Source organism: Lawsonibacter sp. OA9, from assembly GCF_022440585.1.
The window spans coordinates 2,061,804-2,076,415 of the sequence record NZ_JAKNTI010000022.1 but is presented as its reverse complement, the minus strand read 5'-3'; the positions used below and the strand labels follow the sequence as shown (position 1 = coordinate 2,076,415).

Annotated in this window: 11 protein-coding genes; 7 read left to right on the top strand and 4 right to left on the bottom strand. The window is 59.6% G+C overall.

Going from position 1 to position 14,612, the window contains the following annotated elements; translation table 11 throughout:
- Nucleotides 1-294 precede the first annotated feature (294 nt).
- From MCG44_RS11245 to MCG44_RS14940, 6 genes are all read left to right on the top strand, one after another.
- Nucleotides 295-798, top strand: coding sequence for a tRNA (cytidine(34)-2'-O)-methyltransferase (locus MCG44_RS11245; RefSeq protein ID WP_147571604.1), 504 nt, complete (start codon nt 295-297; stop codon nt 796-798).
- 29 nt (nt 799-827) lie between these two features.
- Nucleotides 828-2,099, top strand: a complete 1,272-nt coding sequence (locus MCG44_RS11240) for a phosphoglycerate kinase (RefSeq protein ID WP_240288294.1) — start codon at nt 828-830, stop codon at nt 2,097-2,099.
- Nucleotides 2,100-2,324: 225 nt separating this feature from the next.
- On the top strand, nt 2,325-3,098 hold the full coding sequence (tpiA, locus tag MCG44_RS11235) for a triose-phosphate isomerase (RefSeq protein ID WP_147571600.1): 774 nt from the start codon (nt 2,325-2,327) through the stop codon (nt 3,096-3,098).
- Between the two features lie 126 nt (nt 3,099-3,224).
- Nucleotides 3,225-4,739 carry a 2,3-bisphosphoglycerate-independent phosphoglycerate mutase gene (gene gpmI / locus MCG44_RS11230; protein ID WP_186851910.1) on the top strand — a complete coding sequence of 505 codons (1,515 nt, stop codon included), beginning with the start codon at nt 3,225-3,227 and terminating at the stop codon, nt 4,737-4,739.
- A 307-nt stretch (nt 4,740-5,046) separates the two neighbouring features.
- A complete protein-coding gene (eno, locus tag MCG44_RS11225) occupies nt 5,047-6,348 on the top strand; it encodes a phosphopyruvate hydratase (protein ID WP_186851911.1) in 1,302 nt (433 codons plus the stop codon).
- A gap of 127 nt (nt 6,349-6,475) precedes the next feature.
- Nucleotides 6,476-6,607, top strand: a complete 132-nt coding sequence (locus MCG44_RS14940) for a hypothetical protein (protein WP_263858391.1) — start codon at nt 6,476-6,478, stop codon at nt 6,605-6,607.
- Nucleotides 6,608-6,676: 69 nt separating this feature from the next.
- Here MCG44_RS14940 and MCG44_RS11220 read toward each other — a convergent pair whose 3' ends face one another.
- From MCG44_RS11220 to MCG44_RS11205, 4 genes are all read right to left on the bottom strand, one after another.
- On the bottom strand, nt 6,677-7,264 hold the full coding sequence (locus MCG44_RS11220; RefSeq protein ID WP_240288292.1) for a GNAT family N-acetyltransferase: 588 nt from the start codon (nt 7,262-7,264) through the stop codon (nt 6,677-6,679).
- Nucleotides 7,265-7,293: 29 nt separating this feature from the next.
- Complete coding sequence (thiI, locus tag MCG44_RS11215; protein WP_240288290.1) at nt 7,294-8,460, bottom strand: tRNA uracil 4-sulfurtransferase ThiI; 1,167 nt, start codon at nt 8,458-8,460, stop codon at nt 7,294-7,296.
- A 93-nt stretch (nt 8,461-8,553) separates the two neighbouring features.
- The gene (locus MCG44_RS11210; RefSeq protein WP_240288288.1) at nt 8,554-9,012 is read right to left on the bottom strand and encodes a VOC family protein; all 459 of its coding nucleotides are present in this window, start codon (nt 9,010-9,012) and stop codon (nt 8,554-8,556) included.
- A gap of 53 nt (nt 9,013-9,065) precedes the next feature.
- Nucleotides 9,066-10,574, bottom strand: coding sequence for a YifB family Mg chelatase-like AAA ATPase (locus MCG44_RS11205; RefSeq protein ID WP_240288286.1), 1,509 nt, complete (start codon nt 10,572-10,574; stop codon nt 9,066-9,068).
- Nucleotides 10,575-10,944: 370 nt separating this feature from the next.
- On the opposite strand from MCG44_RS11205, the gene nifJ reads away from it, so the two are divergent.
- Nucleotides 10,945-14,580 carry a pyruvate:ferredoxin (flavodoxin) oxidoreductase gene (gene nifJ, locus MCG44_RS11200; protein WP_186851915.1) on the top strand — a complete coding sequence of 1,212 codons (3,636 nt, stop codon included), beginning with the start codon at nt 10,945-10,947 and terminating at the stop codon, nt 14,578-14,580.
- The last annotated feature ends 32 nt before the right edge of the window (nt 14,581-14,612 follow it).

Below are 14,612 nucleotides of genomic sequence, written 5' to 3'. Positions count from 1 at the left end.
GAGGAGCAAAAAAGAGCCAAAATTTTTAAGTGAGCGGCGGAAAAAACTGGGTATGGGGTTGGAAGAAGAAGGATAGGAACTGTATTAAAGAGAAAAACCGGACATTAAGATGAGAGCAAGGACGGGAAAAGAATAGTTTAATAAGAAATAAAAAAATAGGAACCCCGCTTTTTGGGGGCAGAATGAAAAATGGCCCTGTTTTTTGATTTTTTGCAATTTTTCGACCAAATTACAGTTGAAATTCCCGATAAAATGGAATACAATGATACCCGCGAAATCAAGGGGGGTCCTGCTGTGCTGAATATCGTGCTGGTAGAACCAGAGATCCCGCAGAATACCGGGAATATCGCACGGACCTGCGCCGCTACCCGCAGCCGCCTCCATCTGATCAAGCCTCTGGGTTTTGATATCAGTGAAAAAGCCGTGCGTCGGGCCGGGCTGGATTACTGGAATATGGTGGATCTTCAGGTCTATGAGGGGTTGGACCACTTCTTTGAAGTCAATCCTGCCCCGGATTTGTGGCTGGCCACGACGAAAGCGCCACGGGACTATACCCAGGCAGTCTTTCGAGATAATTGCTGGCTGTTCTTTGGGAAGGAAACTGCGGGGCTGCCGGAGGGATTTCGCCGGCAGTACCCGGACCGGTGTATCCGCATCCCGATGCGGCCGGACGCCAGAAGCCTGAATCTGGCCAATTCAGTGGCCGTCCTCACCTATGAGGCGCTGCGGCAGCTCGACTTTCCGGGGCTGTCGGGCGAAGGCGAGATGGCGGAGAAAGGGAGATCCCAAGTTCTATAACCCTTTTGTTTTAAGAAAGGAGCCAAGAGATGAACTACAATAAAAAGACGGTGAAGGACATCAATATCAAGGGGAAAAAGGTCCTGTTGCGCTGTGATTTCAATGTGCCGATGGCGAAGGACGGAAGCGGCGTTATCACCGATGACAAGCGCATCCGGGCCGCCCTGCCCACGATCCAGTATCTGCTGGACCAGGGGGCGGCGGTGATTGCCTGCTCCCACATGGGTAAGCCGGCGGCTACCTTTGATTCCTATGTGAAGAAGCAGACTGAGAAGGGGAAAGACCCCGCCTCTCTGACCGAGGAGAAGTGGAAAAAGTCCCTGGCAGAGCTGTCTCTGAAGCCGGTGGCCGCCCGCCTGAGCGAACTGCTGGGCAGGCCGGTGCTCATGGCGGAGGACGTAGTAGGGCCCGACGCCCAGGCTAAGGCCGCCGCGCTCCAGCCTGGCCAGGTGCTGCTGCTAGAGAACACCCGCTTTGAGAAGGGGGAGACCAAGAATGACCCCGCCCTGGCTAAAGCCATGGCCTCCCTGGCAGATGTCTATGTGTCCGACGCCTTTGGCGCCGTCCACCGGGCCCACGCCTCCACCGCCGGGGTGGCCGGCTATCTGCCCGCCGTGTCCGGCTTTCTGATCCAGAAGGAGCTGGAGATCATTGGCGGCGCCCTGGCCAACCCCAAGCGGCCTCTGGTGGCTATTCTGGGCGGGTCTAAGGTGTCCTCCAAGATCGGCGTCATCAACAACCTGCTGGAGATCGCCGATACCATCATCATCGGCGGCGGCATGGCCTACACCTTCTCCGCCGCCCAGGGCGGTAAGGTGGGCGACTCCCTGCTGGAGGCCGACTGGATGGACTACTCCAAGGAGATGGTCCAGAAGGCAAAGGACAAGGGCGTTAAGCTGCTCCTCCCTGTGGACACAGTGTGCGCGGACAAATTTGCTCCAGACGCCAACACCCAGGTGGTGAAGGCCGGGGCGATCCCGGACGGCTGGCAGGGACTGGATATCGGCCCGGAAACGGTCAAGCTCTACTGTGACGCTGTAGCTGACGCGGGCACCGTCATCTGGAACGGGCCTATGGGCGTGTTTGAGTTCCCCGCTTTCGCTAAGGGAACCGAGGCGGTGGCCGAGGCCCTGTCCAAGACCAGCGCCATTACCATTATCGGTGGAGGCGACTCCGCGGCCGCAGTGCAGCAGCTGGGCTATGCCGACAAGATGACCCATATCAGCACCGGCGGCGGTGCCAGCCTGGAGTTTATGGAAGGGAAGGAACTTCCAGGAGTGGCCTGCCTGCTGGACAAGTAAGGCTTTGTCCCGTCCCACGACAGACCAGAGAGATCTGTCATAAAAAAGGGAGGCGGAGTCCTCCAAAGCGGCTTGCCCGCAGGTGACGCTGAACAAAGAGCGAAGTCAGGAGCGTGAACGGCGGAAAACAGAGAGACACAGGAGACGCCTGTACTTTTGTTTTCCTCTCTCTGCTGCTTTGCTCTATTACAAAATATACAAAAGGAAAAGATAGGAGTAATCGCCATGAATCGTCGTTATCGTAAGACTATCATCGCCGGCAACTGGAAGATGAACAACACCCTCTCCCAGACCAAGGCATTTGCTGAGGAGATCAAGCCGATTATGCCCAAGGGCAAGTGGTGCAACGTGGTGCTCTGTGTCCCCGCCACCAACATCCAGGCGGCTGTCCGTCTGTTCAAAGACTGCCATATCGCCATCGGCGCCGAGACCTGCCACTATGAGGACCACGGCGCCTATACCGGAGAGATCACCGCCGAGATGATTAAGGAGGCCGGCGCCAAGTATGTCATCATCGGCCACTCCGAGCGCCGCCAGTATTATAACGAAACTGACTTTACTGTGAACAAGAAGGTCCACGCCGCCATCAATGCCGGCCTTACCCCCATCATCTGCGTGGGCGAGAGCCTAGAGCAGCGGGAACTGGGCGTCACCATGGAGCTGATCGCCTATCAGGTCAAGTGCGCTCTGGCCAATGTGCCCGCTGAAAAAATGCGCCATGTGGTCATCGCCTACGAGCCCCTGTGGGCCATCGGCACTGGCAAGACCGCTACCGCCGAGCAGGCCGGTGAGGTCTGCCAGGCGATCCGTGCCGTCATCCGCAAGCTGTATGGCGCCCATGTGGCCCGGTCCGTCACCATCCAGTACGGCGGCTCTATGAACGCCAAGAACGCCGCCGAGCTGCTGGCCCAGCCCGACGTGGACGGCGGCCTGATCGGTGGAGCCTCTCTGAAGCCCGCCGATTTCGTGCAGATCATCAACGCGGCGAATCAGGAGTAATCTTGCGGCCGCTGCCCATACCGGACCAGCGTGAACGTGAGTGTAAGGCGGGCGGCAAAGCTGCCCTAGAATGGGAGGCCGCCAAAGGCGGTGTGACCATGAGTACCCTGAAAAGAAAGGTTTGTTATGAAAACACCTACGACTCTTATCATTATGGATGGCTTTGGCACCGGGGCCCAGTCCGCCGGCAACGCCATAGCCAATGCCCCTACCCCTAATCTGGACCGTATTTTTGCCGAGTGCCCCGGCTGCCGTCTGTCTGCCTCCGGGCTGGATGTAGGTCTGCCTGAGGGGCAGATGGGCAACAGTGAGGTGGGACATACCAACATCGGCGCGGGCCGGGTGGTGTTCCAGGACCTGCCCCACATCAGCCGTGATATTCAGAGCGGCGAATTTTTTAAAAACACCGCCTATACAGAGGCGATGGAGAACTGCCGGGAATGGGGTTCTGCCCTGCACCTGATGGGCCTGCTGTCTGACGGCGGTGTCCACAGCCACATCACCCATCTTTTTGCCCTGCTCCAGATGGCCAGGGAGCAGGGAATTGAAAAGGTTTATGTCCACTGTTTTCTGGACGGACGGGACGTGCCTCCCACCTCCGGCAAGCACTTTGTCGAGCAGCTCCAGGCCAAGCTTCAGCAGCTGGGCGTGGGACAGATCGCCACGGTGATGGGCCGGTACTACGCCATGGACCGGGATAAGCGATGGGATCGGCTCCAGCGGGCCTATGACGCCATGGTCTGCGGGCAGGCTCCCTATGAGCCGGACCCCGCGGCTGCGGTTCAAAAGTCCTATGACGCCGGCGTCACAGATGAGTTCATGGAGCCCGTGGTTTGCGCCAAGGGGGCCCAGTTCCAGGACAATGATTCGGTGATCTTTTTCAATTTCCGCCCTGACCGGGCCAGGGAGATCACCCGCACTATGGTGGACGAGGACTTTACAGATGTCCAGCGTACGACCGGCTTTGTACCGGTCCACTTCGTCTGTACCACCGAGTATGACGCCACCATGCCCAATGTCACAGTGGCCTATCCCCGCCAGAAGCTGGAGAATATTTTTGGAGAGTATATCTCAAAGCTGGGACTGACCCAGCTGCGCATCGCGGAGACGGAGAAGTACGCCCATGTCACCTTCTTCTTCAATGGAGGTGTGGAGCAGGTATTCCCAGGGGAGGACCGGGTGCTCATCGCCTCTCCCAAGGTAGCCACCTATGACCTGAAGCCGGAGATGTCCGCCTACGAGGTGATGGAGGAGGCGGTGCGCCGAATCCTAAGCGGAGCCTATGACGTCATCATCCTCAACTTCGCCAACTGCGACATGGTGGGCCACACCGGGATTTATGAGGCCGCCTGCAAAGCGGTGACTACGGTGGATGAATGTGTGGCTAAGGTGGTGGAGGCCACCTCTAAAATGGGGGGCATTTCCCTAATCACCGCCGACCACGGAAACGCGGAACGGATGGTGGATACAGATGGTGAGCCCTTCACTGCCCACACCACTAACCCCGTGCCCTTCTATATCGTGGGTGCCAACGTGCGGCTGCGGGATGGACGGCTGGCCGATATCGCCCCCACTATGCTGGACCTCATGGGCCTGGAAAAGCCAGCAGAGATGGATGGGGAGACCCTGATTGTGACCTGATCCCGGGGAAGTTGAAGTTCCAAGTCAAAGGGGCTTTTCCAGGCCGGTTAAATTCTGAGCGGAGCGAGGAATTTCCGGAGGGGCAATTTATTTGCCCCGAGGACTCAAAATCAAAGGGCCCCCAAACGGGCCTGCCCGTTTGGGAAAGCTGGAAAAGCCAGCAGAGATGGATGGGGAGACCCTGATTGTGACCTGAGCGTATTCGGGCGGCCACAGGCCGCCCCTACGGATACCGGCGGCGTTCAATAGCAGGGGCGGCCTGTACCGCCTGGCGTGCTGCCGGAAAAATGAAAGGAGATAAAATCATATGAAGCAGATGATCGAAATTGTGGACGTAGTCGGCCGCGAGATCCTGGACAGCCGCGGTAACCCCACTGTTGAGGTAGAGGTGTATCTGGAGGATGGTACCATGGGCCGTGCCGCCGTGCCCTCCGGCGCATCTACCGGCATCTATGAGGCCTGTGAGCTCCGTGACGGCGACAAGGGCCGCTACATGGGCAAGGGCGTGGAGAACGCTGTGAAGAACGTGAATACTGAGATTGCCGAGGCCCTGATTGGCACCAACGTGCTGGACCAGGTGGCTATCGACAAAATGCTCATCGACCTGGACGGCACCCCCAACAAGAGCCGCTTGGGCGCAAACGCCATTCTTGGCGCCTCCCTGGCCTGCGCCAAGGCCGCCGCTGAGAGCCTGGGCACCAGCCTGTATAACTATATTGGTGGAGTGAACGCTAAACAGCTTCCTGTCCCCATGATGAACATTTTGAACGGCGGCGCCCACGCCACCAACAACGTGGAGATCCAGGAGTTCATGATTATGCCCGTCTCCGCCCCCTCTTTCCGTGAGGCCCTCCGCCGCTGTGCCGAGGTGTTCCACACCCTGAAGACCGTTCTGAAGGAGAATGGCACCCCCGCTGCCGGCGTGGGCGACGAGGGCGGCTACGCCCCCAATCTGAAGAAGGATGAGGACGCCCTGAAGGTCATTGTGGCCGCCATTGAGAAGGCTGGCTACAAGCCCGGCGAGGACTTCAAGATCGCCATCGACGCTGCCTCCTCCGAGTGGTGGGACGAGGAGCAGAAGTGCTATGTCCAGCCCAAGTCCGGCAAGAAGCTGACCCAGCAGCAGCTGGTCAATATGTGGAAGAAGTTTGCCGACACCTACCCCATTATTTCCCTGGAGGACGGTATGGCCGAGACAGACTGGGAGGGCTGGGCCATGCTCACCAAGGCCATCGGCGACCGGGTCCAGCTGGTGGGCGACGACCTGTTCGTCACCAACGTGGAGCGCCTGTCCACCGGCATTGAGAAGAAGGTGGGCAACGCCATCCTCATCAAGGTCAATCAGATCGGCACCCTGACCGAGACTTTGGATGCCATCCAGATGGCCAACCGGGCCGGCTACACCGCCATCGTGTCCCACCGCTCCGGCGAGACCGAGGACGCCACTATCGCCGACATCGCCGTGGCCCTCAACGCCGGCCAGATCAAGACCGGCGCCCCCAGCCGCACCGACCGCGTGGCCAAGTACAACCAGCTCCTGCGCATTGAGGAGGAGCTGGGCGACATCGCCGAGTACCCCGGCATGAAGGCCTTCTTCAATCTGAAGTAAGCTTCCAAGCTTCCGAGCAAAGCCGCCCAACGGGCGGCTTTGCTTTTCCCGTCGCCCAGCTCCTCGGGGCCCCATCGCAGATGGGGCGCGCGCAGCGCGTACAAGCGTTTTCGCAAAGGCGAAAACCTTGGCGCAGGCGGAATTCATTTCCGCCGAGCATTTTAAGCCTTCGGGTCCCCAATGTGCGCCGGGTGCATATTGGGTGCTGGGCGACATCGCCGAGTACCCCGGCATGAAGGCATTCTTCAACCTGAAGTAAGCAATTTTACGTTAAAAGGCAGGACCGCTTCAGCGGTCCTGCCTTTTTGTATACAAAAAGATCCACCGGCTATGCCGGTGGATCCTCGTGACCGTAAGCGGCCAGCACCCGATCTACCTGCTGCTGGTCAAGCTGGCAGAAAGGGAGGACAGGCTGGGGGTCCGCGTCGTAGGGAGCCAGACTCTTCTCAAACCACAGCACGTCTCGCCACTGACCAGCCTTGTAGCCGGTATTTTTATGTACGCCAATCAACCGGAAGCCCAGGGATTTTTGGAGGGCCTCGCTGGCCGGGTTCGGAGAGGTCACAACCCCGTATACGGTACGGACGCCCTGAAGGGACAAAAGGTCCAGCAGAGCTTGGTACAGCCGTCTGCCATAGCCCTTTCCAACAGCGGCAGGGGCCAAATAGATGGACAGCTCCGCGTTCCACTGATAGGCCTTCCACTCACGCTCTGGATGGGCGTAGGTGTAGCCCAACAGCCTGCCCTGGTCCTCCAGCACCAGATAGGGGTATTGTTTCAACGCATCGGAAATGCGCCGGGTAAATTCCTCCAAGGTGGGCAGCTCATATTCAAAGGTAATGGGGGTCTGAATATACTGACGGTAAATCTCCAACAGAGCCAGAGCATCTCCAGGGACAGCAAGTCGGATCGTCATGGCTGACCGTGCTCCTTTCCCTCTTTCCATCAGACTTGGACGCGCTCAATGCCCTCCACCGCCGCCTGGACCATGGCGTCGATGTCCAGCTTTTCCTCCGCCGCCTCCACCTCGGTGAGAATGGGGCGGAGCCGGGGGTGCCGGGGAGTAAAAACGGTGCAGCAGTCCTCGTAGGGCAGGATGGAGGTCTCAAAGGTGCCGATCTTCCGGGCAATCTGGACAATCTCCTCCTTGTCCAGCCCCACAACCGGTCGCAGAACAGGCAGAGCGGCCACAGCCCCCGTGACGTTCATCGCCTCCATGGTCTGGCTGGCCACCTGGCCCAGACACTCACCAGTGACCAGGGCCTTGGCGCCGCACCGTTTGGCCACCTCCTGGGAGATGCGCATCATGAACCGGCGCATGATGATGGTGAACAGCTCCTCCGGGCAGGAGCGGCGCAGCTCCTCCTGGATGGCGGTGAAGGGGACCACATGGACCGTGAGCCGCCCGCACCAGGGAGTGAGCAGCCGGGCCAGCTCCAGCACCTTCTCCTTGGCCTCCGGGGAGGTATAGGGGTAGGAGAAGAAGTGGACCATCTCCAGTGCGACGCCCCGCTTGGCAATCATCCAGGAGGCCACTGGCGAGTCAATGCCGCCGGACAGCAGGGATACCGCTCTGCCGTTGATGCCCACCGGCAGGCCGCCCGCGCCTGGCTCCGGGTCGGCGTGGACGAAGGCGGCGTAGTCCCGAATCTCCACATAGACGGTCAGCTCCGGGTGATGGACGTCCACTTCCAGATTGTCATAGGCCTCATGGAGCTCACCGCCCACATACTGGCTTACCTGGATAGAGGTCATGGGAAAGGTCTTGTCCGCCCGCTTGGTCTCTACCTTAAAGGTTTTGGCGGAGTGAAGCTGGCTGTCCAGATACTCCCGGCAGGCGGCCAGGATGGCGTCCTTGTCCTTCTCACAAGAGCGGGCCCGGGACAGCCCCACGACTCCAAAGACTTTTTTCATGGCCTCCCAGGCCCCGTCCATGTCGCAGTCCGCATTCATGGGCTCCACATAGGTGGTGGACTGGCGGGTATATACCCGGAACTGGCCTAGGCCGTTTAAGCGGCGGTGGATGTTGGCCTGGAGCTTATCCTCAAAGCTGCGGCGGTTCAGACCCTTCAGGACCAGCTCGCCCAGCTTGAGCAAAATCATTTCATTCATATTTGGTCGGTTCCTTTCCTGTTGAACACTGGTGATTAAACCATCATAGCAGATTTTTTTCCGGGGGACAAGGGGGAGCATCGGTATGTAGGATCACCGCAGGCAGGCGTTTACGAATTTCATAGGTACGTCCATTCGGACAGCGACCTGGTCTGGCGTCATCCCACTGGTCAGAAAGCGCCTGCAGACCGCCTTCATATTTTCCCCGACCTCAATGATATGCCGGTCAGGGTCATAGAAGCGGACCACGCGCTGTCCCCACCTATGCTCCTTGACGGGGTGTACATAGTCCACCTGGAACCCCTTGAGCCGGTCAGCAAACTGGTCAAAATCATCTTCTTCAAAGTAGAGCTCGAAGCTGTTGCCGCCGAAGGAGATGGCCCTGTCTCCGATAAATTCCTGATAGGTCTCCGCGGTCTGGAGGGCCAGACCGCCTGTTAAGGTCTTATTCGCGCCAAAATCCATAATTACATGGAGCCCAAACACCCTGTTATAAAATTCCACAGACTGATCAATGTCCCTGACCACCAGCATGGGATTTTTTAATTTCATGGTATATTCCTCCATAAATTTCCAAGTAATCGGGGGAACGCCCTGGTTTTACCTCACCGCCGCAGGTACTCCGGTGGGCGGAACTGCAGGGCCTCGGCCAAGTGTGGGGGCTGGATGGTCTCGCTTCTCTCCAGATCGGCGATGGTCCGGGCCACCCGCAGGATTCGGTCATAGCTCCGGGCGGTGAGCCCAAGGCGGTCGAAGGCTCCCCGCATCAGCTTTTGGCAGTCTTCATCCAGGGCACAGAAGCGGTCCAGCTCCACCCGGCCCAGCTGGGAATTGCAGGGGGAGCCGCTTCGGCGGGTCTGTACCGCTCTGGCCCGGTCCACCCGGGCCTTGATCGCGGAGGATGGCTCTGCCTGCTCCCGCTGGGACAGCTCCTCAAAATTCAGGGCATCCACCTGAACAAAGAGGTCGATACGGTCCAGCAGGGGGCCGGACAGGCGGGAGAGATACTTTTTTACCTCGTGCTCCGTACACCGGCATCGGCCGGAGGGGTGGCCGTACCAGCCGCATTTGCAGGGGTTCATGGCGCATACCAGCATGAACCGGCTGGGATAGGTGACTGTGCCGGAGGCCCGGGAGATCTGGACCTGGCCGTCCTCCAGGGGCTGGCGCAGCACCTCCAGCACCTCCTTGGGGAACTCGGGCAGCTCGTCCAAAAAAAGCACGCCGTTGTGTGCAAGAGAAATTTCACCTGGCCGGGGATTGGAGCCGCCCCCCGCCATTCCCATAGGGGATACGGTGTGGTGAGGGGAGCGGAAGGGTCTGATATCGATCAGGGGCCGCTCTCTGGAGGTCAGGCCCATTACCGAGTGAATCTCAGTGGTCTCCAGCGCTTCCTGCCGGGACATGGCAGGCAGAATAGAGGGCAGTCGGCGGGCCAGCATGGACTTGCCGGAGCCTGGTGGGCCGGACATGAGTACATTGTGTCCCCCGGTAGCGGCAATCTCCAGAGCCCGCTTTACCAGGTCCTGCCCCTTCACCTCGGAGAAGTCGGGGCAGCAGTCGGATTCCGGGGAGGGGGACCACGGGGGCGCGGGGATGATGGCTTCCTCGCCGGACAGGTGGCGTACCAGCTGGGCCACATCCCGTACAGGGTAGACGGCGGGACCATCGGCCAGAGTGGCCTCGGCAGCGTTATCCTCTGGGACGAAGAGGGCGCGGATGCCCTCACGCTTGGCCTGTAGGGCCATAGGCAGCATCCCAGCGCAGGGCCGCAGCTCCCCTGAAAGGGAGAGCTCCCCCACAAAGGCGCAGTCCCGGTCGCGCAGCTTCAGTTGGCCGCCGGCGCACAGGATTCCCACCAAAATGGGGAGGTCGTAGAGAGTGCCGGACTTTTTCACATGGGCGGGCGCCAGATTGACGGTGATGCGGCTCACCGGGAAGGTGAAGCCGCAGTTTTTGATGGCCGCCCTTACCCGGTCTCTGGCCTCGTTGACAGCAGCGTCGGGGAGGCCCACTACATTGAAGGCGGGCAGTCCGCTGGACAGATCACATTCGGCGGAAACAGAATAGCCGGACACTCCATGGAGCCCCAGGGAACGGATGGTGAAGACCATGGGAAAACCTCCTGTTGCCGGGCCGAAGGCCCGGATGGGTTGCTTGATTTCTATTTTACTTGTTTCTCCCAAAAATTTCAATGGAAGGTATAGCTTTTTCTATATATGTCGAGGAAAAAAGCAAGAAAAATTTCATCCATTGGATTTACAAACGGGGGAAAAAATGATAAACTAGGAGCGGTCAAGAATACTGCTCCGCTCCCCTACTGCCGGGGGGCGGCACTGTCATGTGCTCCCATAAGAAAACACCTATAACTATCATAGGCGTTTTACAGGGCGGGGCATTGGCATGCTTAGGGCAGAAATGTCTGGAACATGGACGAGCGTTCCCCGCCCGTCCGCCAAAATATGAAGAAAGTAGGGAACTCTCATGGCAAGAAAATTCAAAACCATGGACGGCAACAATGCTGCGGCATATGTCAGCTACGCCTTCACCGAAGTGGCCGGCATCTACCCCATTACCCCGTCCAGTCCTATGGCCGACTATGTGGATCAGTGGGCGGCCCAGGGCCAGAAGAACATCTTTGGCACCACTGTCAAGGTGATCGAGATGCAGTCTGAGGCTGGTGCCGCCGGTACTGTCCACGGCTCTCTGAACGCGGGCGCCCTGACTACCACCTACACCGCCTCCCAGGGTCTGCTGCTGATGATCCCCAATATGTACAAGATCGCCGGCGAGCTTCTGCCCGCGGTGTTCCATGTATCCGCCCGTACTGTGGCCGCTCAGTCCCTGAATATCTTTGGCGACCACTCCGACGTTATGGCCTGCCGCCAGACCGGCTTCGCCATGCTGGCTGAGGGCAACGTGCAGGAGGTCATGGACCTGGCTCCTGTGGCCCACCTGTCCGCCATCAAGGGCCGCGTCCCCTTTATCAACTTCTTCGACGGCTTCCGTACTTCCCACGAGATCCAGAAGGTTGCCATCTGGGACTATGCCGACCTGGCTGAGATGGTGGACATGGACGCTGTGGCTGACTTCCGCAAGCGTGCGCTGAACCCTGAGCATCCCACCATGCGCGGCTCCCACGAGAACGGCGATATCTTCTTCCAGCACCGCGAGGCCTGCAACAAGTACTATGACGCTCTTCCTGAGATCGTTGAGGAGTACATGGGCAAGATCAACGCCAAGCTGGGCACCAACTACCAGCTGTTCAACTACTATGGCGCTCCCGATGCCGACCGGGTCATCATCGCCATGGGCTCCATCTGCGACGTGGCGGAGGAGGTCATTGACTACCTGAATGCCCACGGTGAGAAGGTTGGCCTGATCAAGGTCCGTCTGTACCGCCCCTTCAAGGCGGACAAGCTGATCGCCGCCATTCCCGCCACCGCCAAGAAGATCGCTGTTCTGGACCGCACCAAGGAGCCCGGAGCCCTGGGCGATCCCCTGTACCTGGATGTCATTACCGCTCTGGCTGGCGCCGGCATCACCGATAAGGTGGTCGTGGGCGGCCGCTACGGCTTGGGCTCCAAGGACACCCCGCCCAAGAGCGTCTTTGCTGTGTATGAGAACCTGGCTCAGGACAAGCCCAAGGACCACTTCACTATGGGCATCGTGGACGACGTGACCGGCAGCTCCCTGGAGGAGCACAAGGCGCCCAACACCGCCGCGGAAGGCACCATCGAGTGCAAGTTCTGGGGTCTGGGCGGCGACGGCACTGTGGGCGCCAACAAGAACTCCATCAAGATCATCGGCGACCACACCGACAAGTACGTGCAGGCTTATTTCCAGTATGACTCCAAGAAGACCGGCGGTGTGACCATCAGCCACCTGCGCTTCGGCGATAAGCCCATCCGCTCCCCCTACTATATCAATAAGGCCGACTTTGTGGCCTGCCACAACCCCTCCTATGTGACCAAGGACTTCCCCATGGTCCGTGACGTCAAGCCCGGCGGCGTGTTTATGATCAACTGCCAGTGGTCTGACGAGGAGCTGGCCCACCACCTGTCTGCCGAGGCCAAGCGGTATATTGCCGAGAACGATATCCAGCTGTATACCATCAACGCCATCGACCTGGCCCAGCAGATCGGCATGGGCAAGCGTACCAATACCATTCTCCAGTCCGCCTTCTTTACTCTGGCCAAGGTCATGCCCCAGGAGGAGGCCATCCAGTATATGAAGGATGCCGCCACCAAGTCCTACCTGAAGAAAGGCCAGGATATCGTGGACATGAACCACAAGGCCATCGACCTGGGCGCCACCGCTTTCAAGAAGTACGATGTGCCCGCCGACTGGAAGAACGCCAAGGACGAGGTCAAGGTCAGCAAGCACACTGGCCCCGCCAAGCTGGTGGACATGGTCAACAGCATTCTGGACCCCGTGGACCGCATGGATGGCGACAGCCTGCCTGTTTCCGCCTTCGTGCCCCATGCGGATGGCACCTTCGAGCTGGGCGCCGCCGCCTACGAGAAGCGCGGCGTGGCCGTCTCCGTGCCCACCTGGGACTCCTCTAAGTGTATCCAGTGTAACCAGTGCTCCTATGTCTGCCCCCACGCCACTATCCGTCCCTTTGCCCTGACTGAGGAGGAGGCCGCCAAGGCTCCCGCTTCCGCCAAGATCGTGGACGTGAAGGCCGGCAAGGGCAAGGGTCAGTACAAGTTCTCCATCGCCATCAGCCCCCTGGATTGTATGGGCTGCGGCGTGTGCGCCAACATCTGTCCCACCAGCGCCCTGACCATGGTGGGCCAGGAGGAGGAGCTGCCCCAGCAGGACGCCTTCAACTACATGGTGGCCAATGTTTCCGTCAAGGAGGATGTGGCTGACCTGACTGTTAAGGGCTCCCAGTTCAAGAAGCCTCTGCTGGAGTTCTCCGGCTCCTGCGCCGGCTGCGCCGAGACCGCCTATGCCCGCCTGATCACCCAGCTGTTCGGCGACCGGATGTATATCTCCAACGCCACCGGCTGTTCCTCCATCTGGGGCGGCCCCGCCGCTACCTCTCCCTATGCCACTACCGCTGAGGGCAAGGGTCCCGCCTGGGCCAACTCTCTGTTTGAGGACAACGCCGAGCATGGCCTGGGTATGTATCTGGGTCAGAAGGCCATCCGCAACCGGCTGGCCGCTAAGACCGAGGCTCTGATCGCGGTGGAGTGGGCCCGTCCCGAACTGAAGGAGGCCGCCCAGAAGTGGCTGGATACCATGGAGGACGGCACCGCTAACGGCGAGGCTGCCAAGGCCTATGTGGCCGCTCTGGAGGCCAGCCTGTGCACCGTGGACGAGCTGCTGGCTAACTCCAACCCTGAGATCCAGGCGTTTGGCAAGGAGCTGCAGGCCAAGGGTGAGAAGCTGTGTCAGTGCGACGCCTGCAAGCTGGTGGCGGAAATCCTCCAGGAGAAGGATTACCTGGCCAAGAAGTCCGTCTGGATCTTCGGCGGCGACGGCTGGGCTTACGACATCGGCTTCGGCGGCGTGGACCACGTCCTGGCCTCCGGCGAGGATGTCAATATCTTCGTCTTTGACACCGAGGTGTACTCCAACACCGGCGGACAGGCGTCCAAGGCCTCTAACATCGGCCAGGTGGCCCAGTTTGCCGCCGCCGGTAAGACCGTGGCCAAGAAGAGCCTGGCTGAGATCGCCATGACCTACGGCTACGTTTATGTGGCCCAGGTGGCCATGGGTGCCAACCCCAACCAGACACTGAAGGCCATTGCCGAGGCCGAGGCCTATCACGGCCCCTCCCTCATCATCGGCTATGCCCCCTGTGAGATGCACTCTATCAAGGGCGGTATGACCAACTGCCAGGCTGAGATGAAGAAGGCTGTGGAGTGCGGCTACTGGAACCTGTTCCGCTTCAACCCCGCTGCCAAGGCGGAGGGCAAGAATCCCTTTACCCTGGACAGCAAGGCGCCCGCCGGCGGCTATCAGGAGTTCCTGATGAACGAGGCCCGCTACTCCAGCCTGACCCGGTCCTTCCCCGACCGCGCCAAGGAGCTCTTCGCCCTGAACGAGGAGACCGCCAAGAAGCGCTACGAGAAGCTGACCCGTCTGCAGAAGATGTACGAGGAATAAAGATCCCCGGCACATCCTTGCCACAACAAAAA